Source organism: Nocardia brevicatena NBRC 12119, from assembly GCF_000308495.1.
Taxonomy (GTDB): domain Bacteria; phylum Actinomycetota; class Actinomycetes; order Mycobacteriales; family Mycobacteriaceae; genus Nocardia; species Nocardia brevicatena.
This window is the reverse complement of record NZ_BAFU01000017.1, coordinates 53,389-76,639: the sequence shown is the minus strand read 5'-3', so window position 1 is coordinate 76,639 and position 23,251 is coordinate 53,389. Positions and strand designations below refer to the sequence as shown.

Annotated in this window: 19 protein-coding genes and 3 pseudogenes; 13 read left to right on the top strand and 9 right to left on the bottom strand. The window is 66.6% G+C overall.

Annotated elements, in window-relative coordinates:
• Nucleotides 1-40: 40 nt before the first annotated feature.
• A complete protein-coding gene (locus ON20_RS03570; RefSeq protein ID WP_040833451.1) occupies nucleotides 41-658 on the bottom strand; it encodes a TetR/AcrR family transcriptional regulator in 618 nt (205 codons plus the stop codon).
• Nucleotides 659-810: 152 nt separating this feature from the next.
• Between ON20_RS03570 and ON20_RS38515 the strand changes: the two are divergent.
• The 3 genes and pseudogenes from ON20_RS38515 to ON20_RS38500 all read left to right on the top strand — a co-directional run.
• Nucleotides 811-1,782: pseudogene (locus ON20_RS38515) on the top strand (Rieske 2Fe-2S domain-containing protein); the annotation flags it as partial.
• A pseudogene (locus ON20_RS38510) lies at nucleotides 1,783-2,789 on the top strand (NAD(P)H-dependent amine dehydrogenase family protein); the annotation flags it as partial.
• 809 nt (nucleotides 2,790-3,598) lie between these two features.
• On the top strand, nucleotides 3,599-3,940 hold the full coding sequence (locus tag ON20_RS38500) for a site-specific integrase (protein ID WP_245547015.1): 342 nt from the start codon (nucleotides 3,599-3,601) through the stop codon (nucleotides 3,938-3,940).
• Nucleotides 3,941-4,031: 91 nt separating this feature from the next.
• Here the strand turns inward: ON20_RS38500 and ON20_RS03550 are convergent, their stop codons facing one another.
• The 3 genes from ON20_RS03550 to ON20_RS03540 form a co-directional block, all read right to left on the bottom strand.
• Nucleotides 4,032-4,910 (bottom strand): SDR family NAD(P)-dependent oxidoreductase, encoded by an 879-nt coding sequence (locus ON20_RS03550; RefSeq protein ID WP_157228672.1) that lies wholly within the window; start codon nucleotides 4,908-4,910, stop codon nucleotides 4,032-4,034.
• A 67-nt stretch (nucleotides 4,911-4,977) separates the two neighbouring features.
• Nucleotides 4,978-5,418 (bottom strand): MarR family winged helix-turn-helix transcriptional regulator, encoded by a 441-nt coding sequence (locus tag ON20_RS03545; protein WP_040833450.1) that lies wholly within the window; start codon nucleotides 5,416-5,418, stop codon nucleotides 4,978-4,980.
• A gap of 277 nt (nucleotides 5,419-5,695) precedes the next feature.
• Nucleotides 5,696-8,392 (bottom strand): helix-turn-helix transcriptional regulator, encoded by a 2,697-nt coding sequence (locus tag ON20_RS03540; RefSeq protein WP_040833449.1) that lies wholly within the window; start codon nucleotides 8,390-8,392, stop codon nucleotides 5,696-5,698.
• A 156-nt stretch (nucleotides 8,393-8,548) separates the two neighbouring features.
• Between ON20_RS03540 and ON20_RS03535 the strand changes: the two genes are divergently transcribed.
• Nucleotides 8,549-8,905, top strand: coding sequence for a nuclear transport factor 2 family protein (locus tag ON20_RS03535; protein ID WP_040833448.1), 357 nt, complete (start codon nucleotides 8,549-8,551; stop codon nucleotides 8,903-8,905).
• A 36-nt stretch (nucleotides 8,906-8,941) separates the two neighbouring features.
• Nucleotides 8,942-9,355, top strand: coding sequence for a hypothetical protein (locus ON20_RS03530; protein ID WP_040833447.1), 414 nt, complete (start codon nucleotides 8,942-8,944; stop codon nucleotides 9,353-9,355).
• A 183-nt stretch (nucleotides 9,356-9,538) separates the two neighbouring features.
• Here ON20_RS03530 and ON20_RS37765 read toward each other — a convergent pair whose 3' ends face one another.
• Both ON20_RS37765 and cyp51 read right to left on the bottom strand, forming a co-directional pair.
• Nucleotides 9,539-9,754, bottom strand: coding sequence for a hypothetical protein (locus ON20_RS37765; RefSeq protein WP_040833446.1), 216 nt, complete (start codon nucleotides 9,752-9,754; stop codon nucleotides 9,539-9,541).
• Nucleotides 9,755-9,949: 195 nt separating this feature from the next.
• Nucleotides 9,950-11,305: a lanosterol 14-alpha demethylase gene (cyp51, locus tag ON20_RS03520; protein WP_040833444.1), complete on the bottom strand. Its 1,356-nt coding sequence runs from the start codon at nucleotides 11,303-11,305 to the stop codon at nucleotides 9,950-9,952.
• Between the two features lie 480 nt (nucleotides 11,306-11,785).
• Between cyp51 and ON20_RS03515 the strand changes: the two are divergent.
• Nucleotides 11,786-12,412: pseudogene (locus ON20_RS03515) on the top strand (TIGR03619 family F420-dependent LLM class oxidoreductase); the annotation flags it as partial.
• A gap of 201 nt (nucleotides 12,413-12,613) precedes the next feature.
• Here ON20_RS03515 and ON20_RS03510 read toward each other — a convergent pair.
• On the bottom strand, nucleotides 12,614-13,510 hold the full coding sequence (locus tag ON20_RS03510) for a sulfurtransferase (protein WP_040833442.1): 897 nt from the start codon (nucleotides 13,508-13,510) through the stop codon (nucleotides 12,614-12,616).
• A 32-nt stretch (nucleotides 13,511-13,542) separates the two neighbouring features.
• Nucleotides 13,543-13,890: a hypothetical protein gene (locus ON20_RS03505; RefSeq protein WP_157228671.1), complete on the bottom strand. Its 348-nt coding sequence runs from the start codon at nucleotides 13,888-13,890 to the stop codon at nucleotides 13,543-13,545.
• A gap of 161 nt (nucleotides 13,891-14,051) precedes the next feature.
• Here ON20_RS03505 and ON20_RS03500 point away from each other — a divergent pair, with 161 nt between their 5' ends.
• From ON20_RS03500 to ON20_RS03485, 4 genes are all read left to right on the top strand, one after another.
• On the top strand, nucleotides 14,052-14,495 hold the full coding sequence (locus ON20_RS03500) for a helix-turn-helix transcriptional regulator (RefSeq protein ID WP_040833438.1): 444 nt from the start codon (nucleotides 14,052-14,054) through the stop codon (nucleotides 14,493-14,495).
• 10 nt (nucleotides 14,496-14,505) lie between these two features.
• Nucleotides 14,506-14,916, top strand: coding sequence for a VOC family protein (locus ON20_RS03495; RefSeq protein WP_040833488.1), 411 nt, complete (start codon nucleotides 14,506-14,508; stop codon nucleotides 14,914-14,916).
• 240 nt (nucleotides 14,917-15,156) lie between these two features.
• Entirely contained in the window at nucleotides 15,157-17,553 is a 2,397-nt protein-coding gene (locus tag ON20_RS03490; protein WP_040833436.1) for an ATP-binding cassette domain-containing protein, read from the top strand.
• 499 nt (nucleotides 17,554-18,052) lie between these two features.
• The gene (locus ON20_RS03485; RefSeq protein WP_040833434.1) at nucleotides 18,053-18,319 is read left to right on the top strand and encodes a hypothetical protein; all 267 of its coding nucleotides are present in this window, start codon (nucleotides 18,053-18,055) and stop codon (nucleotides 18,317-18,319) included.
• Between the two features lie 365 nt (nucleotides 18,320-18,684).
• On the opposite strand, the gene ON20_RS03480 is transcribed toward ON20_RS03485, so the two are convergent.
• Nucleotides 18,685-19,353 carry a TetR/AcrR family transcriptional regulator gene (locus ON20_RS03480; RefSeq protein ID WP_051161558.1) on the bottom strand — a complete coding sequence of 223 codons (669 nt, stop codon included), beginning with the start codon at nucleotides 19,351-19,353 and terminating at the stop codon, nucleotides 18,685-18,687.
• Between the two features lie 211 nt (nucleotides 19,354-19,564).
• Here ON20_RS03480 and ON20_RS03475 point away from each other — a divergent pair, with 211 nt between their 5' ends.
• From ON20_RS03475 to ON20_RS03465, 3 genes are all read left to right on the top strand, one after another.
• Nucleotides 19,565-20,368 (top strand): SDR family NAD(P)-dependent oxidoreductase, encoded by an 804-nt coding sequence (locus ON20_RS03475; RefSeq protein WP_040833486.1) that lies wholly within the window; start codon nucleotides 19,565-19,567, stop codon nucleotides 20,366-20,368.
• Nucleotides 20,369-20,431: 63 nt separating this feature from the next.
• Nucleotides 20,432-21,559 (top strand): DUF5938 domain-containing protein, encoded by a 1,128-nt coding sequence (locus ON20_RS03470; RefSeq protein ID WP_040833432.1) that lies wholly within the window; start codon nucleotides 20,432-20,434, stop codon nucleotides 21,557-21,559.
• Nucleotides 21,560-21,567: 8 nt separating this feature from the next.
• Nucleotides 21,568-23,112: an AMP-binding protein gene (locus ON20_RS03465; RefSeq protein ID WP_040833431.1), complete on the top strand. Its 1,545-nt coding sequence runs from the start codon at nucleotides 21,568-21,570 to the stop codon at nucleotides 23,110-23,112.
• Nucleotides 23,113-23,251 lie beyond the last annotated feature (139 nt).

Below are 23,251 nucleotides of genomic sequence, written 5' to 3'. Positions count from 1 at the left end.
AGTAGGAGACTGCGGCAGGTGAGCGCGGTCCGAGACCGGCTCAGCTTTCGAGGTAGGCGACCATGCCGCCGATGAGCCCTTCGATAGCGTCGTCGAGGTCGCCGTAGGTGCCCAGGGTTCGCTCGGAGGTGATTCCGCGCATGGCGGCCGGGATCAGCGCCGCCACCCGGCGCACCTTGACCGGATCGAGTTCCAGATCAGCGAAGGCCCGCTGACATGCCTCGTCCCAGTGCGGTTTCCAGGACGCCAGCTCGGCGGCGGTGAGCGGGTAGTCGCGTTCGAGTTCGGCGTGGTCGCGGGGTAGCGCCGCGCGCAGGGTCTCGATGGCCAATGACTCGGGCCGGCGTAGTCCGATGGCCATCGCGTGGATGAGGGCGGTGATCCGTTCGTGCAGGGTGCCGTCCGGTTTGACTCCCGCGGGCAGGTCCCCGCGCTTGTCGGCGGTGTAGCGCAGGACCGCGGCCCACAGGCCGTCGATGTCGCCGAACTGGTATTTGACGACACCCCAGGTCGCGCCGATGTCACGCGCAATCCGGTTGCCGGAGACCGCGGCGCGATCGCCGGTCGACAGCGAGGCGATCGCCGCCTCGAGCATGGCTTCCCGCGATTGGATCCCGCGCTTGTTCGCGCGTCTCCCGTTCACCGCTACCTCCGTCACGGGGGTCGATACTACCCCGATTGACCTGGGGAATCCAATTTCAACCAACCCTCTTGCATTGTTTCAAAGAGGATTCTATTGTCGTGTTCGCCGAGCGCGGAGCCGACGATCCGCGCCGAGACGGACAGCCCTCGAAGACGAGGAGGATCGAGATGGCCAAACCACCGCTGTCGATGGAACCGACGGGATGGTTCCAAGTCGCGTGGAGCACCGAGATCGAGGTCGGCGCGGTGCACCGGATGAAGTACTTCGGGCGTGAGATGGTGGGGTGGCGATCGGCGTCCGGCGACCTCGCGGTCTTCGACGCCTACTGCGAACACCTCGGCGCCCACCTCGGCTACGGCGGACAGGTCCAGGGCGAGAACCTGGTATGCCCATTCCATGGGTGGGAGTGGAATCGCGAGGGCCGAAATGTGTGCATCCCCTACGAGAGCCGCCCCAACAAAGGTCGCCGCATCCGCAGTTACCCGGTCGTCGAGCGCAACGAGGCGGTGTGGATCTGGTATGACACCGCCGACCGCGCACCGTATTTCGAGGTGCCGGACATGTTCGAGGCGTTCGGTGACGGCAAGACCGCCGCGGACTACTATCCGCCGGTGCCCGCCGCGACTTTGTTCCGGCCGGGCCTGGAACTGCATCCGCAGTACGTCATGGAGAACGGCGTCGACTTCGCGCATTTCAAGGTGGTGCACAAGACGCCGTTCGTACCGGAGTTCACCCGTCACGATTTCTCCGGACCGGTCTCCTACGTCGATTTCACCATCGCCTTCGACGAAGGCATCGCCGAGGACCAGGTCAACAGTGGCGTGGAATCGATCAACGCCGGATTGGGCTGTTCGATCACCAAGAGCTGGGGCATGGTCGACAACCGCACCATGCCCGCGGTGACACCGGTCGACGAATACACCTCCGATGTGCGGTTCACCGTGTGGATCGGCCGCAAGCCCGGCGACGAGAGCCCCGAGATCGGCCGCTACGGCAAGACCATGGCCGATTTCGTGATCGAGCAGTTCGAAGCCGACCTCCACATCTGGGCGCATCAGCGCTACTCCGACCCGCCCGCCCTGTCGCAGAAGGAGTTCAAGGGCTTCAAGGCGCTGCGCGAATGGGCCGTGCAGTTCTATAACCATCCCGATCTCGAACTCGTCGGCCTGCACTGCTATTCACCCGACAAGATCGGCCGCGACGCTGGGGAGATCGTGGGCATCGGCCCGATCGGGGTGGTCGCTACGGGCTCGGTCGAGGAGATCATCGCCGCGCGGCCCGACGTGCTCACCTTCCACGGCGTGTTCCCGGACGAGGAACTCTACGAAAAAGTGCTCGAGGCGGGCATCAATGTGGTGACCACCGCGGACTGGATCACCGGTTTCCACCGCGACCGCAACCACCCGCATCCCTCGGGCCGCAGGTCAGCGACGTCATCGCGGCCGCCTGTGGGCATGGCGGTTCCACCTTCTACGGCACCGGCATGAATCCGGGCCTGTGCCAGATCCTCGGCATCGTGCACACCGCCGACGTCGCCGACATCGAGAACGTCACCGTCACCGAATCCGTGGATGTGTCCTGCCATCACTCCGTGGACACCTGGAAGGCCGTCGGCTACGGCCGCCCGATCGACGATCCGACCATTCCCGATTCGCTCTACAAGTACACCGCCGTCTTCGCCGACTCGGTTTACCTCATGGCCGACGCCTTCGGACTCGAACTCGACGAGGTGACATTCAGCTACGAACTCGGCGCCTGCACCAAGGACATCGACCTCGGCTGGTACTTCATGCCCAAGGGCTCGCTCGGCGCCAACTACATCAAGTACCAGGGCATGGTCGACGGCGTCGCGCGCGTGGAGACCCACCTGGAGTGGCAGATGACCCCGCACACCGACCCGTCGTGGGAGATCAAGGGCTGCTACATCACCCAGGTCACCGGCGGCCCCAACATCTACAGCAAGCACATGATCTTCCCACGTAAAGGCTTCGACCTGTCCAACCCGGAGAACTTCGCCGCCATCGGCATGACCGTCACCGGCCTGCCCGCCCTCAACTCCATCAAATCCGTCGTCGCCGCCCGCCCCGGCATCATCACCAGCGCCGACCTGCCCCTGCGCGGCTTCGCCGGCCGCTTCAACATCTGACCTCCACGGCCCCCGGCCACCCCCACGGCGCTACCCCGGATAACGGCCTGTTATCCGGGGTAGCATCAGATCCGGCCTGCGGCGCCACTGTCACGGCGACGACATGAAGCGCCCCCGTTATCCGGGGCAACGCGGAGAGGCGGACCCGATGGCCGCGACCGTGACCCGGATCCACACCGCCGCGCCCCGCACTCTGCGCGGATTCGCCGAGGCGTTCCTGGGCACCCTCGGGCCCGGCAACACCCACCGCGCCTACGGCATCGCGGTCGTCAAGACCGTCGATGCGCTCGACGGCCGCGATCCGGACGGACTGCCCGGCCCCAGCCGGGCCCTGGACTCGGTCACCGACGACGAGATCGACGCAGCACTCGAATCCCTGTGGGGCCAAGCGGCGGTCAACACCTGGAACGTGCGCCGTGCCGCGGTCGCGAAATGGCTGTCCTGGTGTCGTGAGCAAGGCCGGCGCGCCCCGCAAGTCCCGGTCACGGCCGCGCGATCGACCCCACCGGACTCCGAGACACCGGTGCGCTCGCGGACCGCGATCGACCGGCTCATCTCCCGCCGCGACATCCATCTGCGAGAGAAGACACTGTGGCGGATGCTGTATGAAACCTGCGCTCGCGCAGAGGAACTGCTCCAGCTCAACATCGAAGACCTCGACCTGGCGGGCCGGTGCGCCCGGGTGAAGTCCAAGGGGGCCAAACCCCGCACCCGCCGCCGCGGCGCCACCCACCACGAACACGTCCTGGAAGCGGTCTACTGGGACGCCGGCACCGCCCGGCTACTACCCCGGCCGGACTCGTGGACCGGTGTTCGTCACCCACCGGCGTCCCGGGTCCGGGAAATACCTCGCCGACCGCGACCTGTGCCCCGACACCGGGCTTGCACGGCTGTCCTACGACCAGGCCCGCGATCTCCTCGACGCCGCCACCGCCACCAGTGGGCCCGGCACCGGCTGGGACCTGCACGAACTCCGGCACTCCGGCCTGACCCACCTCGGCGAATCCGGCGCGAGCCTGCTCGAACTGATGGCCAAATCGCGGCACCGCAAGGCCGAGAACCTGCGCCGCTACTTCAAACCCTCACCCCAGGCGATGCGCGAACTGACAGCCTCATCGGCCCCGGCGCTTCCCGCACCCACTGACCAGTAGCTACGCCATATCCGCCCGAAATTCGGCCGATACTACGGCGACCCCTGATCGCGACGCCGGTGCGGGCGCAGGTTTCACCGATCTCGTCGTCTCACCCAGGTTGGTGTAGAGGCCTTGGATGATTCGAGATTGTTTCGTGGTAGGTTTTTCCGCGGCTCATGCCGAGCAGCCTGGTGATGGGCCGCTTCGATAGAGCGGTGGCGATCGAATCGCCGATACGAGGTGAGAAAGCTTCGCCGAGCAGTAGCATGTTTGCCGTTCGCGGCAACACGACACGGCGCTTCCCGCGCCGCACGGCGGCTACCACAGCTCGCGCGACCGCTTCAGGCGACAGCGGTGTCATGTGCCGGAACGGGGGAGGCATCTCGGCTTCCTGTGCTTCCCTCAACAGGTCGGTGGCGGTGAGCGCCGGATAGATCACCGAGACCCGGATATCGCCGCCGGCCACCTCTTGGCGAAGACTGTCGGAGAATGCGGAGACGGCGTGCATCACGATCGCGTATGAGCCGAATCGAGAGAACGCTTTGCGTCCCATCACCGAGGACATGTTGACGATCGCGCCTGATCCCTGTCGCCGAAATATCGGAAGTACGCGTTGCGTCACGTTGATCATCCCGAAAAGGCTGGCCTGCAGTGTTTGGTGGACGTTGTCTTCGAACGCCGCCGATTCGACAACGCCCACCTTCCCGATTCCGGCATTGTTCACCAGGACGTCGATCCTTCCGAATCGGTTGACTGCGGCGTCTACCAGGTTTGCCACCCCATCGTGGGAGGTCACGTCAGTCGGTACCGTCAGCGCTTCTGAGCCGAGATCGCGAATTTCCTTCTCTACCTGAGCAAGCCGGTCGACCGATCGGGCTGCGAGAACCAACTGTGCTCCTTCCTTGGCAAACGCCAGCGCGACGGCTTTCCCGATTCCACCTGATGCGCCCGTGACCAGTACCACCTTGTTCGCGAAATATGTGTTCATGAGCTTTCCCTTCATGATGTATATACAACATATGCCGTGGGGTCGACCGCGAGCCAATCCCTGTTCACTAGGCGTCCGGCGGGTACCCCATGCTGCTCGCGATCCCCTGGACCGCGAGCACGCCCGTGGTCCCGAGAAGCTGTGCGGCCTGCCGTTGGGCCTGTCGCCACTCGGGCATCACGGACTCGATCTTGGCCTGCCCGGCCCGGCTGAGTGCAACCTCCCGTATTCCTTTCGCATCGGACGACACGGTCTCGATCAAGCCGTGTTTCAGCAGTAGATTCAGGTTCCTGCTGACCGTGGATCTATCCAGTTGCAGCACCTCGCCGAGCTTCGATGGGGGACACGGACCGACCTTGCCCAGGGCGGCCAGGAGATTGACCTGAGCAATGGTCAAACCATGACTATCGAGGGCGCCGTCGTAGAGGCTCGTGAGGGCTCGGCTGATCAGTCGAGCCCTCACCGCCATGCAGCCACCCACGATCTCGTCGACGGAAGAGATGCTCACACCGATATTGTTGCATATACAACAAGGTGGGTCAACCGGACCGTCCGTACGGATGTAGGCGGGCGGCCCCGGACGGCGAGTTGTTCCATGTTCGATCACGCCGGTTTCAGGGCTCAGCGCGACTCTCGGCCGCTTGGAAGGCCGATTGAGTGCTACCGGAACATTTCGCGCCGATGTTCCTCGACCCCCTACACCCACGACTGCGGCGAACTGTCGCCCCGCCGGACGAGCACGCCGATCCGAACACCGCTGTAGGCGGGCCGGTCCGGTGACGGACTTACTCGTGCCCCAGATCGAGATCGCTCAGCTCGCCGCGGGAGGCGACACCCAGCTTCGGATACGCCTTGTACAGGTGGTGTCCCACCGTTCGCGGGCTGAGGAACAACTGCGCGGCGATATCCCGGTTGGACAGGCCCCGCGCCGCCAGCCGCACGATCTGCAACTCCTGCGGGGTCAGTTGGGATATCGCGGTCGGGGCGGCGGGTGCGGGCCCGGCGACCCCGAGGGCAGCCAGTTCGGTCGCCGCCCGCCGTGTCCACGGGGCGGCACCGAGCCGCTGGAAGATCTCCGCGGCCTGCTGCAGCTGGGAACGCGCCTCGGTCTTCCGGCGCGCCCGGCGCAACCATTCCCCATAGACCAGTCGACTTCGTGCCTGCTCCAGCGGCCTGCCGCCGAGTCGCAACGACTCCCGGTAGAACTTCTCGGCGGCCGGGTCGGTACCGGCGGTGAGGAGACCGTGACAGCGCTGCGCCAGCGCCGCCACCCACCCCTGCCGGGAGGACGCCGCCCATGCCGCCAGCCGGTTCATCGCATCCTCGGCGCGCTCCGGCGCGCCGAGGCGAACAGCGGCCTCGATCAGATCCGGCAGAGCACGCAGCCCGGCGACATGATGACGCAGCGGCGTGTCGTTCAGCGTCGTCAACCGCGCCAGCGCACTGTCCACCCGGCCGAAGCCGAGGTCGAGCACGCCCAGCGCCGCATGCGCCCATCCGGCTCCCGGTGCGGTGGCGCCGCCGAACTCTTCGGCGGTCGCGCGCTCGGCCCTTTCTCGGCACTCGTCCTCGCACCCGGCGATCGCCGCGAGATATGCGAGGTAGGCGTTGTGCTGGCCGATCCACTGACCGAGGCCGATATCCTCGGCGATGCGCAGTCCTTCGGTGGCGGCGATCTCGGCCTCACCCGGCCGACCCGATGCGGCCTCGGCCTCCGCGCGAAAGAACAGCAGTGGCGGCAGCAACGCGAGCCGGCCCTGGTCCCGGCATTCGGTTATGAGCTCGGCCGCCAGATCGCCGACCTGGTCGTCCTGCCCGACCACCAGTCCCGCCCCGCACAGCTGCACCAGATCGCGTGGGCTGTCGGCACCGTGCGCTCGGGCCGTTGCCGCCGCCGCAGCCAGGTCCACGGTGTAGCGGCCCTCGATGGCGGCGAGGGTGTATCCGGCGATGGGGGTCATCGGATCGTCGGCGGGTAGGTGCAGTTCCTCGAAACCGGCGCTGACCCCGGCGAGTTCGTCGGTCCCTAGATACCACGCGGTGTGCACGGCCTGGGTGAGGATGCGCGCGGCCCGCAGCGGTTCCCGGTCCCGCACGGTCTCGGCGGCGTGCAGCAGCAGCGGATGCGCCGTCCGCGGCCGACCCGCGCCGAACTCCGCCAGCGCGCGCACCAGATCGAGCCGTGCTGCGATGGCCGAGTCGGTATCGTGGTCGGCGGCGCGATCGGCCAGTCGGCACGCTATTTCGAAAAGCCCTGTCTCGGCAGCTGTTTCGGCACCCGCTACCAGACGACGCAACCGTCCGGTGGGGTCGGTGCTCAGACCGGCGGCCCGGGAGTAGGCGGCGACCGCGCCGTGATGGCCGCTGCGGCGCCGTGCGCGGTCGGCGGTGCGTTCGAGCGCAGCCGCGACGGACTCGTCGGGACCGGTGGCCGCCGCGGCCAGATGCCAGGCCCGCAGATCGGCGTCCTCGGGTGCGGTCGCCGCCGCGGCCAGCGCCCGATGCGCGGACAGTCGCTCGCCCAGGGCGGCTCCCCGGTAGATCGCCGACCGCAGCAGCGGATGCCGGAACGCCAGTCGGTGGCCGTCGCCGGTGACCAGGCCGGCTTCTTCGGCGGGGCGCAGGTCGGACAGTCCGGCGTCCAGTTCGGCCGCGGCGCGCAATACGGTATCGAGGTCGGACGCGTAGGCGGCCGCGGCCACCAGCAGCAGCCGCCGGGTCGGCGCGGGAAGCCGCGCCACCTGACCGTGGAAGGCGACCTGTAACCGCTGGGTCAGCGGCAGGGGATCCGGTCCGAAGCCGGCGGCGTCCGCGCCGAGCACGCCGGGTAATTCCAGCAGTGCCAGGGGGTTTCCCGCCGCTTCGATCAGCAGCCGGTACCGGGTGCTCGGCGGCAGTTGCGGATATCGGGTGTCGAGCAGGGCCGCCGCCGCCGATTGCGGTAGACCGGTGATACGCAGTTCCTCCAGTCCGGGTGCGGGGAAATCGTTCGCGCCGGTGCGGGCCGCGAAGATCATGGCGACACCTTCGGCGTCCAACCGGCGCGCGGCGAACAACAGGGCCTCGGCGGTGGCGCGGTCGAGCCACTGCGCATCATCGATCAGGCACACCAACGGACCCGGGGCGGCTTCCTCGGCGACCAGCGACAGTACCGCCAGCCCCACCAGCATGCGGTCGCCGTGGTCCTGCTCGGCCAGCCCGAACGCGCCGTGCAGCGCCGCGCGCTGCGGCGGCGGCAGCGTGTCCAACAGTTCCGGGGTCGGGCGCACCAGCAGGTGCAGGCCGGCGAACGGTAGTTCGGCCTCCGATTCGATCCCCGCACCGCGGATGGTTCGGAGCCCTTGTCCGGCGGCGTAATCCAGCAGCGCGGTCTTGCCGATACCGGGTTCACCGCGCAACACCAGGGCGCCGCTGCGGCCCTGGCGCGCCGCGTCCAGCAGGGCATCGATGCGGGCCTGCTCGGCCTTGCGTCCGTACAGCATCCGGCCACGGTAGCCGCCATGACCTACACCGCCGGCGCAGCCGGTCGGAAAAGTACTGATAGGCGACCGATTCGCTGCCTCCACTCGGGGACATACCGTGATCCACGTACCGACAACGACCGGAAAACCCCTGGTCGAGGCTGTGAAGGAGACATTGTGAACGATATCGTCGCGCAATACCTCGAGGTTTGGAACATCATCGACCCGACGGCCCGCAAGGCCGCGGTGGCCCGGGTGTTCACCCCCGATGCCACCTACACCGATCCGTTGATGGCGGTCCGCGGACACGACGCGATCGACGCGGGGATCGCCGCCGCCCAAGCCCAGTTCCCCGACTGGGTGTTCCGGTTGGCAGGCCCGGTGGACGGCCACCACGAGCAGGTCCGTTTCACCTGGGAGCTCGGCCCGGCCGACGGGCTGGCCGTCGTGGTCGGCTTCGACGTCGCCGTGGTCGACGGTGACCGGATCGCCACCGTCTACGGCTTCCTCGATCGGGTCCCCAGCGCCGCCTGACCCACCGGCCCCGCACCACCGAAAGGAAACACCACCATGTCCACCGCCCTCGATATCCGCACCTCCCTGCTCGCCCCGGGCGACGCGCTGCTGCGACTGTCGCTGCGTGTCGACGCGGTCGTCACCGGCGTCAACGGCCTGGCCTACCTGGCGCTGTCGGGCCCGATCGAATCCCTGCTCGGCCTCGACCGAGGAATCGGAATCGCCATCGGTGTCTTCCTCCTCGCCTACGCCGTGGCGGTCGCGGTGGTCGCGGCGCCGTCCCGGATATCGGGTGGCGCGTCGGCGGGCGTCATCGCGGTCAACGCCGCCTGGGTGGTGGGCAGTGTGATCGCCACCGCCGGCGGCCTCGGCCTCACCGCCGTCGGTGTGGTGTGGGCGGTGTTGCAGGCCCTTGTGGTGGGGGTATTCGCCACCCTGCAGTATCTCGGGCTGCGTCGGGCCCGCTGACCGACACGAGGGGAGGTCGGCCCTGCCGCGACGGCCGCAACATATGCGGTCGTCGCGGCAGGGCTTTGAACGCCCGGAGTGGCGACAACGGATTCGGTTCGCCGACCCGGTCCTGAAGGACCGGGCTTGCGCACTACGTTCCCTGGTCGCGACGAGTTCGGCGGTGACGATCCCGGGTCCCGCTCAGCTACCGGGGACGAGGACGGCCGGCGAGTCGGCGGCCACGGTGTTCTCCTTTGTTCGGTAGGGGCCAGACCCTGTCGACGACGAGTACGCACGCCAGGGAGATCGCACCCGCATCGCGAAGGCGACCAGATGGTCGCCGACGGTGTCACCGCCGAAATACAGAATGGAGCGGACCGATTCCACCGCGGCGAGCATCGGCAGGAACCGGCGCACTCGCAGCAGGTGCGGGCGACAGCATCAGGCTCAACGGCATGTACCCGGCCGGCCTCAGCGCGTTCTCATGAATATCGCGGCCGGTCCGGCGCTGTCGTGGGCGGACAGTAGCGTCAAATCCTTACGACGCGCCCGGGGGGAGTCCGGTCACGCAGGAGGCGTTGTTGCAGCAGCGCTGCGTGATCACGTACGCCGTCAGCGGTCCCTGCGCCGACGGTAGCGCACCGTGCACGGCTGTTGCATTTGCACCACCATCTTCGAATGGTCGTTGCGGTAGGTTTCCGTCGGCTGTGCCATCTCGAACTCCCAGTCCCGCAACAGGATCGAGAAGAGCGCCTTGAGCTGCATGAGCGCGAACGCCGCCCCCACGCAACGGTGCCGGCCGGCGCCGAACGGGATCCAGGTCCAGCGGTTGACGAGATCTTCCTGGTTCGGGTCGATGTAGCGGCCGGGGTCGAAGGTGTCGGGGTTGGGGAAGTCCTCGGAGATCCGGTTGGAGATGGCGGGTGTGGCGGCCACATGGTCACCGGGGGTGATGGTGTGCCCGCGGACCTCGAATTCGCCCTGAGCGACCCGCATCAGGATGATCAGCGGCGGGTGCAGCCGCAGGGTCTCCTTCAGTACGGCCTCCAACTGCGGGATCTGCCGCAGGGCGTGGAAACTCACTTCCTGTCCGTCGGCGTAGAGTTCGTCGAGTTCCTTGACGACACCGGCCAGGACCTCCGGATGCCGTAGCAGTTCGATCACCGTCCACGCCGCCGTCCCGGAGGTGGTGTGGTGTCCGGCGAACATCATGGAGATGAAGATGCCGGTGATCTCACTGGCGCTGAACTGGGGACTGCCGTCCTCCTTGGTAACGGAGACCAGCACGTCCAGCAGGTCGCGGTTCTCCTTGTTCTTCGGCGGGTTCGCGATTCGCCCGTTCATGATCTCCTGCACCAGTCCCACCAGTTCGGCCCGGGATTCGTCGCGCCGTCGGAAACTGTCGATCGGCATGTACGGGTCCACATACGCCAGTGCGTCGGTGCCGCGTTCCAGGTCGTGGTACAGGTGCGCGAACCGACTGTCGAGTTCGTTGCGGAACTTCACCCCGATCAGGCACGCCGAGGAGGTGTAGATGGTGAGTTCGGCGAAGAAGTCGAGCAGATCGATCTCGCCTTCCCCGCCCCAGGAGGCCAGCATCCGGTTCACCTCGTTCTCGATGGTGCCGGCGTGCCCCCGCATCTGTTCGGCGCGCAGGGCGGAGTTGTGCAGCATCTCCTTGCGCCGTTCGGGGCCGGCGTCGAAGACGACGCCCTCACCGAAGATCGGTTTCATGAACGGGTATGCCGCGGCCTGGTCGAGGTCCTCGTCGGCGGCGCGGAAGAAGAATTCGTTCGCCTCGGCGCCCGAGAGCAGGATGACCTGGCGTCCGGCGAGTTCGAACATGCCCACATCGCCGCATTCCTCGCGGACCCGGCGCATGAGCGCGATCGGGTCGGTGCGGAACTCCTCCAGGTGACCGTATTCGTGCTCGCCTCCGGACACCCGCGGTGGTTTCACCAGAGCCATGTGGAAATCCTTCCCCAGATTGCTGTCCAGGATCCATGGTGGACATCTGTCTGGACAGTACTACGGGATGTTGGGCAGGGACAACCCGCGGTTCCAGGGCCACTCCCGTGAACCGCTGACATCACCCGACCGGAATGCCATACTTCCTGGACGCCTGTACGGAAGCTTGTTCCACGCCATGTTCACCGCCATGACACGTCGCAGCCGTGCCTCGATCCGCGAACACGACTCGCTCGAGCAGAAACACGCCTGACCACTGGCCCACGCCACGGCGAAAGGCGATGCCTCCGTCCGGGAATTCCAGGCCACCGCAACGCGGTTGGTCTACGGGACAACAGCTCGGAACCGAGCAGCCGAGGTGGTATCGACGGTGGATACCCGGCGGATGGGATCAGGTATGAAGTTCGCGGTCGGCTACAGCAGCTCCGGTTTCGGCACGGACCCGGATCGGATCATCGCCTACGCGCAACACGCCGAGACATGCGGGTTCGAGGCCCTGTACGTGCCCGAACACCTGGTCCTGTATCCGGGAGCGCAACTGCACAGCTTCGACATCGCGCCCTCGGTGCCGTTCCGGACCCGCTCGACACCCTCGCCTTCATCGCCGCGGCCACCGAACGACTCCTGCTGGGCACCGGGGTACTGCTGCTGCCGTACCGGCACCCGGTGGTGCTCGCCAAACAGTTGGCGACCATCGACATCCTGTCCAAAGGTCGGATGCGGCTGCTGACAGTGGGATTGGGCACCCTCCCGAAAGAAGCCGAGGCCATCGGCGTCGACTACCGCACCCGCGGCCGCCGCGCCGACGAAGCGATCGACGTCTTGCGCCTCCTATGGACCGGCGGCGACGACGGCGTCGACTACCGAGGCGAATTCTTCTCCTTCGACGAACTCGTCCAGTTCCCCAAACCCCACCAGGCCACGACACTGCCCATCCACGTCGGCGGCTCGAGCCGCGCCGCCGCGCGCCGGGCCGGACTGCGCGGCGACGGCTACTTCGCCGGCGGCGCGCTGCTCCCACAGGAACGCGCGGCCCAATGGGAACTCGCGCGCACGACCGCCGCCGAAACCGGGCGCGACCCGGACCACCTCGAATACACCCGGTGGAGCGGACTCGACCTGACCGACGAACGGCTCGAGGCCTTCACCGCCCAAGGCGTCACCCGGGGTCGTGGTCAGCGCCACCGCCTCCGACCCCACCGAACAACGCGACCAACTGTCACGCTTCGCCGAACGCTTCATCCACACCCGGCCCTGACCGATCACCGGCCGACGAGCCGCTCCACCGAAACCGCGGAATCCGCTCGGTCAGCGGGCTCCGCTCGGCTCGTCGGCATCCCCCACGGCGACCGGACCCGACGGATGCGCACTCCACTGCGACCACGACCCCGGATACAGCGCCGCATCGATCCCCACCAGTTTCAGGGCAGCGATACCGACGGCCGCCGTCACCCCCGATCCGCAGTAGACGCCGACCGTGGGCGCGTCCCCGACCCCGGCCTCGGCGAACAGCGCGACAAGTTCCGCCGACGGACGGAAAAATCCGCGACCGTCGAGCAGCGCGGTGCCGGGCACATTGCGGGCACCGGGAATATGCCCCGCCACCGGATCCACCGGCTCCATCTCACCTCGGAAGCGTTCCGGCGACCGGGCATCGACCAACACCCCCCGACCGGGCACCGCAGCCGTCTCGACCGTGCTCAAAGTGGTCAGCGCACCGTCGTACAGGTCGTCGAACGCGACCCGGATATCACCGGGAACCGGACGCTCGACACCATCGGCGAGCTCGTACCCGGCCGCCACCCATGCCCCCAGCCCACCGTCGAGAATCCGGACATGATGGATACCCGCCGCCCGCAGCACCCACCAGGCACGCGCCGATCCCGCACGGTTCCAGTCGTCGTACACCACGATCGGGACACCGGCACGAGCACCCCACCGTCGCGCCGCGGCCTGCACCACCACCCCCTTGGGCAGCGGATGCCGACCATGCCCGGACACCGAATGATCCGACAACTCGGTCTCCAGATCGGCGTACACGGCGCCCGGGATATGCCCGAGCACGTAATCGGCGCGACCGTCGGGACAATCGAGCCGCCACCGGACATCGACAATCGTCACCGGTTCGGCCGCCGCGAACCGGTCCGCCAGCTCCGCGACCGTGATCAGGGTATCGGCACGGAACGACTCCGCTCGATAGGCCATATCGCGACCTCCCTCGGGGGACATGTTCGCAGTCAAGCAATATCCGCCATACGGGAAAATAGTTGAACCACGCCTGATTCGAATACTGTCCCCGCCCCGGAAGCGACCACACACCTACGCCACAACCGTTGCCCGACCGGCGCACCCTCCGCACAACGACTATCCCACGGCAGCGCCGCCGGCCGCTCCCGCGCACTCCGATGCTCCGCGACGAGACGATCGATCACCTCCGCCGCGGGCCGTACCCATATATCGCGCCAGGCCTTCACCTCGCTCCCGGTCGCCGAGGGGAAATTCATCGTCGACGCGGCGGACGCGGGCAACGCCACCGGGTCCAGGTCCACCGCCTCGATACTCCCGCGCAGGTAATGAACGGTCACGGTGACGAATAAGGTATGAGCAAGGCGCGCCGCGGGGGAGTGCCGAACGACCCTCGACCCGAGCGCTCGAACGGGCATCGGCCCGGAGCGGAACGGACGCGGCGTGAAGCCGAGGCCCTCAGCGCTGGGCAACTCCGGCACGACATGGCACGATCTGGCATGTGACCAGCAAACCCGCCACGGCACAGCACCTGCGCGACCTCGCGCGACTGCGCCGCGTCCGCGACCGGATCGACCGGGAATACGCACAGCCGCTGGACGTCGAAGCACTCGCCCGCGACGCGCACATGTCGGCCGGACACCTAAGCCGCGAATTCCGTCGCGCCTACGGCGAATCGCCATACTCCTACCTGATGACACGGCGTATCGAGCGCGCGATGACGCTACTGCGCCGCGGCGACCTCAGTGTCACCGAGGTCTGCTTCACGGTCGGCTGCTCGTCACTGGGCACCTTCAGCACCCGCTTCACCGAACTGGTCGGCGTACCGCCCAGCGTCTACCGACGCCAAGCGATGAACGCCACGGTGGGGATGCCGCCATGCGTGGCGAAACAGGTAACCAGACCGATCAGGAATCGAGAAGCACCGACCGGAGGACACCTTTAGCGTGACAGCCATGGACATCACCATTCACCAGACCTACCTCCCACATGACGACCCGGAGGCCGCCCTGGCCTTCTATCGCGATACCCTCGGCTTCGAGATCCGCAACGACGTCGGATACAACGGGATGCGCTGGATCACGGTCGGCCCCCTCGGCCAGCCCGGCACCTCCATCGTCCTGTACCCGCCCGGCGCCGACCCCGGTATCACCGACGAAGAACGCCGCACCATCACCGAAATGATGGCCAAAGGCACCTACGCCGCCATCAACCTGGCCACCAAAGACCTCGACAGCACCTTCGAACGGCTACAGGCCGGCGACGTCGAAGTCGTCCAGGAACCGGTCGAGCAACCGTACGGCATCCGCGACTGCGCCTTCCGCGACCCTGCGGGCAACCTGATCCGCATCCAAGAACTGCGCTGAGCAACCGGCACACGCGGCCACACCCGGTACGGACGGCCCCGCGAAGGAATCCGAGCGCGACACCCACGGCGGCCCGGTACCCGGGCCGCACCCGCGACCTGCCCACGAGCGAAGGCGCGGACAAAACACCACCGTGCGTGCTCATACCGAGACCAACCTCGGCTCGACGTCGATCGGATCGAGCCCACCAACCCCGACCCAGGACCGCGCCGGCTGCCCCGCGCACCAGAGGAAGACACGATGACCACGGTCACCACGACGGACACGCAATCGCCTGCGCCGCACGCCGCCGACAGCCACGACCTGATCCGCATCCACGGCGCGCGCGTGAACAACCTCCGCGACATCGGCCTCGAGATCCCCAAACGCCGGCTGACGGTATTCACCGGCGTCTCCGGCTCGGGCAAGAGCTCACTGGTGTTCGGCACGATCGCCGCGGAATCTCAGCGACTGATCAACGAAACCTACAGCGCCTTCGTCCAAGGCTTCATGCCCACACTGGCGCGCCCCGAGGTCGACGTCCTCGACGGGCTGACCACCGCCATCATCGTCGACCAACAGCGGATGGGCGCCGACCCCCGCTCCACGGTCGGCACCGCCACCGACGCCAACGCTATGCTGCGCATCCTGTTCAGCCGCCTCGGAGACCCGCATATCGGCCCGCCCAGCGCGTTCTCCTTCAACACCGCATCGGTCCGGGCAAGCGGCGCGATCACGGTGGAACGCGGCGCGGGCAAAACCAAACCCGTGAAAGCGACCTTCTCCCGCACCGGCGGCATGTGCACCCGCTGCGAAGGCCGGGGCGCCGTCACCGATATCGACCTCACCCAGCTCTACGACGACTCCAAATCGCTCGCCGAAGGCGCGTTCACCATCCCCGGCTGGAAATCCGACAGCTTCTGGACGGTGCGCGTCTACGCCGAATCGGGCTTCGTCGACCCCAACAAACCCATCCGGGAGTACACGAAGAAGGAACTGCGCGACTTTCTTCACAAAGAGCCGGTCAAGGTGAAAATCGACGGCGTCAACCTCACCTACGAAGGCCTGATCCCCAAAGTGCGCAGATCCTTCCTCGGCAAGGATCCCGAGGCGATGCAACCGTACATCCGGGCCTTCGTCGAACGAGCGGTCACCTTCACCACCTGCCCCGAATGCGACGGCACCCGGCTCAGCGAAGAAGCCCGCTCCTCCCGCATCCGCGGGATCAATATCGCCGACGCGTGCGCCATGGAAATCAGAGACCTCGCCGAATGGATCCGCGGCCTCGACGAGCCGACAGTGGCACCGCTCCTCACCGCGCTGCAACAGACCCTCGACTCGTTCGTGGAGATCGGGCTCGGCTACCTCTCCCTCGACCGCTCATCGGGCACGCTCTCGGGCGGTGAGGCGCAGCGCGTCAAGATGATCCGCCACCTCGGCTCCTCACTCACCGACATCACCTACGTCTTCGACGAACCCACCGCCGGCCTGCACCCCCACGACATCCAGCGGATGAACAACCTGCTGCTGCGGTTGCGCGACAAGGGCAACACGGTGCTCGTCGTGGAACACAAACCGGAAACGATCGCGATCGCCGACCACATCGTCGACCTCGGCCCCGGCGCCGGTACAGCGGGCGGCGTCATCTGCTACGAAGGCACCGTCGAAGGGCTGCGGGCCGGCGGCACCGTCACCGGACGCCACTTCGACGACCGGCCCGCCCTCGCGGAAACACCGCGCACCCCCACCGGCACGCTGGAAATCCGCGGCGCCACCTCCCACAACCTGCAGAACGTCGATGTCGACATCCCACTCGGAGTGCTCTGCGTCGTCACCGGCGTCGCCGGATCCGGCAAAAGCTCACTGATCCACGGCTCCATCCCCGCCTCCGCGGGCGTGGTGACGGTCGACCAGACCCCCACCCGCGGCTCGCGACGAAGCAACCCGGCGACATACACCGGCCTGCTCGACCCCATCCGCAAGGCATTCGCGAAAGCCAACGGCGTGAAACCGGCCCTGTTCAGCGCCAACTCCGAAGGCGCCTGCCCCACCTGCAACGGCGCCGGCGTCGTCTACACCGACCTGGCGATGATGGCCGGTGTCGTCACCCCCTGCGAGGAGTGCGAAGGAAAGCGGTTCCAGGCGGCCGTACTGGAATACCACCTCGGGGGCCGTGACATCAGCGAGGTCCTCGCGATGTCGGTGACCGAGGCCGAACAGTTCTTCGGCGCCGGCGAAGCACGCACACCGGCCGCGCACGCCATCCTCGAACGGCTCGCCGACGTCGGACTCGGCTACCTCGCACTCGGCCAACCCCTCACCACGCTCTCCGGCGGCGAGCGACAGCGACTCAAACTGGCCACCCACATGGCCGAGAAGGGTGGTGTCTACGTCCTCGACGAACCGACCTCCGGCCTGCACCTCGCCGACGTCGAGCACCTACTCGGCCTGCTCGACCGCCTGGTCGACTCCGGTAAATCAGTTATCGTCATCGAACACCACCAAGCGGTCATGGCGCACGCCGACTGGATCATCGACCTCGGCCCCGGCGCCGGCCACGACGGCGGCCGGATCGTCTTCGAAGGCACACCCGCCGACCTCATCGCCGCCCGCTCCACCCTCACCGGCGAGCACCTCGCCGCCTACGTCGGTGCCTGACCCCGCTCCACGCCGCAACACTCGGACAGAACGCCCGACTCCGGCGCCGTCACCTGCTCTGGACTGCCGTGACGAGTCCGGTGGGAAACCAATAGTCCATTGTCTGCGGCAACTGCTCAGCGCGACTTTTTGCAGAAGTGAGCGGATCACCGGAAACTCTTCCGCACGAACAACTCTCGAGCACACCGAGCACGCGACAGCAGCGCGAGTATCGGGCTCCACGTACAACACCTCCCAACCCGGGAGAGTGCGTTCGAGATGTCCCTGTTGTCCAAGAACCGGAACGATTCGCCGGCTGTTCGATACCTTCGTCGCCTTGGCCGAGCGCCAGTTCAACTCACCATCGATCGCCACATCAACGAAAGCAAAATGTCCAAGGCACCCTGGAGGAACGGGCAAATGATCGGTGCAGCGAGATGGCAACGACATCACTGTCGCGCACGAGACAACGGAAGCGCGGAGGGGTCGGTTGCCGGGAACAAAGCTGATACGAACCCTCTTGGACCTAACCGATGAACTGCGCTCCCATGCGTCACGCACGGTTGGGTACCTCAACGACACCTACCGGGGCGGCATAGGAGCGGAAGAACTCCGGGACACGAGCCGGGTACACACCGATATCGACGCGTCGAAAGCCGGACCGCTGAAACACGCATTCGCCCGCAGCGACCCGCCCGCCGACGCGGATCCCGGCACCGGCGCCGCCGCTCCGGCCATCTTCACGCCGGAATACCTGAACACGAGTCGAAGGCGGCGCACAACATAACAGCACCCCGGGTGCCCCTCGTCCTACGGCGCGAAACCTGAAAGCGGGAATCCGGATCGGTTCGCCATGTCCAGGTCCGGAATGTCGAGCAGCAGCAATTCGAAGCGGAACAACTCCTCCGGCCGCCAAGCCAATCACCAACCGCCCTGCGGCGCAGCCGAACCTAGCGGACATCAGACCCGGACCAGCAGTTACGGCATATCCGTTGGATTTTCGACGGTTATTACCAGGAGACCCCCACTGGCGGGAGCAGAACTGGTCGACTGGTGACCCGCTGGTGCGTCTTCGGGTACGGCCCGCGCCGCCGGACACCAGTAAGGCGTTGAGCTGGGAGCAAGTCGCGCGGATCCTGGGAGCTGATGCGCCTACTCGGTATTGCGCTTGGTAGGGCAGGTCGCAGAGCTGGAAGGGGTGGTCAGCAGCGCGAACACCGCGTTCAGCTGGTTGCGTGCCTGATCGGTCTCCGTTACTCGGCCGGCGATGTGGTGCAGCAGCGCGCGCTGGAAGATTCCGTCGATGGTGACGTAGGCGGTGGCAGGCGACAGAATCGGTTCGGTGCCGGCGAGTTCGCAATAGCGCGAGATCACCCGCCAAATCATCTCCTCACGACGGGCTTCGATGTCGAGGACGTCGTCGCGAAAGGAGTCGTCGAAGAGGCTCTGGTTGCGCAGGTCGTACCAGAGTCGGTGGATGGCGGCGTCGGTCTGCATGGTGCCGAAAAAGGTGGCGGCGAACTCGGTGCGCAAATCCTCGGCGCTCTCGGCCGAGGCGACGACCTCGTCGTATCGGGTGACACAGATGGCCTCGTACTGGCGCACGGCGTGGGTTATCAGGTCGAGCTTGTCGGAGAAGTAATAGTGCAGCACGCCATGCGAGTACTCGGAGTTCTGTGCGATCTCGCGCAGGCTGGTGCGCGCGTAGCCGAGCTCCGCCAGCGTGTGCAGGGTCGCCAGCGCCAGCTCGGTACGCCGCGCCTCGAACTTGTCACGAGCGCGTTCTTCCACGCGGGCTTTGGAGTCGGCGACCTGTGTCACGTTGTCGAATCCTGTCGGCTGGGTCACGTCATGTCTGTTCGGTAAGTGTAGCGGCCCCCGCATCGGGCACCCTTGACGAGTGTCAAGAAAAATCTTGACGAGTGTCAAGTTTTCCATCTAGTGTGGCCTCCGACACAGCACTCGCCCGCCGTGTCCCACATCACACTCGCAAGTTCTCGACACTTGCGGATCTCAACGAAGAGGTATGGATATGACGAGCTACGACCTGTCCGGACGCACCGCCCTGGTGACCGGCGGTGCACAGGGGCTGGGGGCGGGTATGGCAGAAGCGCTCGCGGCGGCAGGCGCCTCGGTGGCGATCGGTGATGTCAACTCCGACGGCGGACAGCAGACCGTCGAAGCCCTCCGGAAGACAGGGGCCAGAGCCGAGTTCATCACCTTCGACGTCACCGACGACGCCGCCTGGGAGTCGGCGGTCGCCACAACGGTGCAGGCATTGGGCGGACTGGACATCATCGTCAACAACGCCGGCATCGAGGTCACGAATCTGCTGATCGATCTCGACCCCGCCGCAGCGTCGAGGATGTTGGAGGTCAATGTGCTCGGTACGGCCCTCGGCATCAAGCACGCCTTTCGCGCCATGCGTCCTGGCGGCGCGGCCGGAAACGGCGGAGCAGTGGTCAACATCGCGTCGGTCGCCGCGACGATCGCGTTCCCAGGCATCAGCGTCTACTCGGCGACCAAGTCCGGCATCGACCGCCTCACCCGGGTCGCCGCGGCCGAATCCGGCAAACTCGGCTACGGCGTGCGGGTCAACTCCATCTATCCCGCACTGACCCCGACCGCCATGGGCAACAAGCTCGCCGTCGACTGCGCCGAACTCGGCCTGTTCCCGTCCCCCGAGGCCGCCGCGCAGGCGGTCGCCGAGTTGACCCCGCTCGGCCGCCTCGGCCAGATCGACGACATGGCCGATGCCGTCGTCTTCCTCGCCTCCGACGCGGCGAAATTCATCACCGGAGCCGGCCTCGCCGTCGACGGCGGCATGGGCATGTAGCCCCCGACCATCCCCGGCCATCGCAACCTGCCACCGACGCCCCAACATTCGAGGAGTTCAGTCATGCCCACCGACAAGCGCGTCGTCGTTTACGGAGCCTCCGGATACACCGGCCGTCTCATCTGCGAGTACCTACGCGAGTACAACATTCCCTTCCTGGCCGCCGGCCGTAACCACGGGCGAGTAAAAAATGCGGTCGACGCCGTCCCCGGCATCGATACCATCGACCACGAAATCGTCGAGGTCGAGCACACCACCGCCGCGCTGACCGAGGCGTTCCGAGGCGCGGACGTCGTACTCAACACCGTCGGCCCCTTCGCCCGCTACGGTCACGAGGTCGTGCAGGCCTGCCTGGAAATCGGGGCACACTACACCGACACCAACGGTGAACAGAACTGGATGATCGACGTGGAGGCCCGGTACGGCGCCGACTTCGCCTCACGCGGATTGCTTCTCACGCCCGGGCTCGCGCAGATGTACTCGATCGGTGAGATCGCCGCGAACATCTGCCTGGAGAACCCCGGACTCGACACCCTCGACATCCAGGTGTTCTGGAAGGGCCATCCCACCGTCGCGTCGACCAACACCATCCTCACCAACGCGGCCTTCGCCAAGGCGTACTACCTCGAACAGAACGAGTACGTCGAATGGCCTCCCGAGAATGGGCTCTACACGGTCAGCGTGCCGGGTCAGCACGATCTCGGCCTGGCGCTGCCGTGGGGCGGCACCTCACACCCGGTGTGGTTCAAAAACGATCCGCGCGTCGCCAACGCCCGCGCGCTGGGTGGCGTGTTCAACCGTCCGCTGATGCAGGGCGTGCCGGTGCTGGTGGCCGCAGCGCTCGAGCAGATGGAGGGCAAGTCGGAGGAAGAGAAGTACCGGATCATCGACGAGCAGTCGGCGGCAATCCGCAGCGAGATGCCCCCGCGGGAAAACCCCCGGATCAACACCTCCCTGGACTCGGTGTACGCCTCCGGTCCGCTCGGGCGCGCGCACTGTGTGATTCACGGTAACTGCAACTACAAGCAGACCGCCCTGCTCAACGCGCACGCCGCCGCCGAGCTGCTGCAGAGCCCACCGCGACGCGTCGGCTTCGCTTCCAGCTGCCAGGCATTCGGACACCGCGAACTGCTCGGGACGCTGCGAGCGTTCGGCCTCGTGCTGGACCCGATCGTCACGGTCCACCGCTGAGTTCGACGATGCGCCTCACAGATTATCTCGACAAAGGCGCGTCGCTCGGTTGTGATGCACCCTGCCTCACAACCGGCGGCGTGACCACCACCTACGGCGAAGTCCGGCATCAATCCATCCGGATCGGCGGCGCGCTACAACACACCGGCATCGAGGCGGGTGATCGAGTAGCGATTCTGGCGGCCAACGACCCCCTCGCACTCACCTGCGTGTTCGGCATCTCGCGGGCGGGTGCGGTGTGGTGCCCGGTCAACCCTCGCAACGAGGCCGACGAGAACCGACAGCTGTTCGACCTCTACGGATGTCGGCTGCTGTTCTTCCAAGAGAAGTTCACCGGGCTGGTCGACCGGATTCGCGGTGACCTGCCACGCCTCGAATGGCTCGTCTGCCTCGACGGTGACATCGAGTGGGCGGTGCGCTTCGACGACTGGGTCGCCGAGCATCCCGCGGAACCCGACGAGACGCGTCGGCCGGAAGGCGGCTTGTGCATGTTGGCCGGCACCGGTGGCACCACCGGGCGACCGAAGGGTGTGCGGCTCACCGAGGACAACATAATGACCTCGACGGCGCTCGCGCTGATGAGCTATCCGTTCGGCAAACGGCCGAGATATCTCGCGCTCGCGCCGCTGACCCATTCGGCGGGTGTGCTGACCTTTCCGATCCTCAGCCTCGGCGGCGAGGTCGTGATCATGCCGGCTCCCGATATCGGCGAATTCCTCGCGTTGATCGAGCGGCACCGCATCACGCACGCGTTCCTCCCACCGACGGTGATCTACGGCATCCTCGATCACCCGGACCTCGACGACCGTGACCTCGGTTCACTGCGATGTCTTTGGTACGGGGCGGCCCCGATGTCGCCGACCCGACTGGAGGAGGCACTTCATCGGATCGGACCCGTTCTCGGCCAACTGTTCGGACAGACCGAGGCCCCGAATATGATCGCCACGCTGGCACCGGCCGACCACTTCCGCCCGGACGGGTCGGTGGCGACCGAGCGTCTCGCGTCGGCGGGACGGCCCACACCGCTGACCACGGTCGCCATCATGGACGAGAAAGGCGCGCTGCTTCCTCGAGGAGAGCGCGGCGAGATCGTCGTCCGCGGACCACTGGTAATGGACGGCTACCACGACAACCCCGAGGCGACGGCCGAGGTCGGTGCCTTCGGTTGGCACCACACGGGCGACATCGGCTACCTGAACGACGAGGGATTGCTGTTCGTGGTCGACCGTGCGAAGGACATGATCATCACCGGTGGATTCAACGTGTACTCGGCGGAGGTGGAGCAAGCCCTGCTCGCACATCCCGCCGTCAAAGACTCGGCGGTCGTCGGGCTCCCCGATCCCAAGTGGGGCGAACGCGTCACAGCAGCAGTTGAACTGCGCGCCGGTCAAGAGGTCGCGGGCGAGGACATCATCGCCTTTGTCAAAGAACGGATCGGAAGTGTGAAGGCACCCAAGGACATCGAGATCTGGACCGAACTGCCCCGCTCCAAGATCGGCAAGATTCTCAAAAACGAGATCCGCAGAACGATGCGGGACACGCAGACAACCTGAGCGGGGATATCGACCGGCCGCTGCGGCGGCGGCCACCCGGTTGCCAACCCTGACGACAGGATCGAGGAGCTACCGGCAGCTGAATCGCGCCGCATGTTCAGGGTTCGCGGAGCAGACGAAAACGCCGCCATGGCCGGCT

Excerpts from the sequence above, each read along its gene's own strand:
- ON20_RS03530 (WP_040833447.1), top strand. The coding sequence starts at position 8,942 with ATGTCCACCGCCCTCGATATCCGCACCTCCCTGCTCGCCCCGGGCGAC.
- ON20_RS03475 (WP_040833486.1), top strand. The coding sequence starts at position 19,565 with ATGACGAGCTACGACCTGTCCGGACGCACCGCCCTGGTGACCGGCGGT.
- ON20_RS03510 (WP_040833442.1), bottom strand. The coding sequence starts at position 13,510 with ATGGCCTATCGAGCGGAGTCGTTCCGTGCCGATACCCTGATCACGGTC.
- ON20_RS03550 (WP_157228672.1), bottom strand. The coding sequence starts at position 4,910 with ATGAACACATATTTCGCGAACAAGGTGGTACTGGTCACGGGCGCATCA.
- cyp51 (WP_040833444.1), bottom strand. The coding sequence starts at position 11,305 with ATGGCTCTGGTGAAACCACCGCGGGTGTCCGGAGGCGAGCACGAATAC.
- ON20_RS03540 (WP_040833449.1), bottom strand. The coding sequence starts at position 8,392 with ATGCTGTACGGACGCAAGGCCGAGCAGGCCCGCATCGATGCCCTGCTG.
- ON20_RS03495 (WP_040833488.1), top strand. The coding sequence starts at position 14,506 with ATGGACATCACCATTCACCAGACCTACCTCCCACATGACGACCCGGAG.
- ON20_RS03490 (WP_040833436.1), top strand. The coding sequence starts at position 15,157 with ATGACCACGGTCACCACGACGGACACGCAATCGCCTGCGCCGCACGCC.
- ON20_RS03470 (WP_040833432.1), top strand. The coding sequence starts at position 20,432 with ATGCCCACCGACAAGCGCGTCGTCGTTTACGGAGCCTCCGGATACACC.
- ON20_RS03465 (WP_040833431.1), top strand. The coding sequence starts at position 21,568 with ATGCGCCTCACAGATTATCTCGACAAAGGCGCGTCGCTCGGTTGTGAT.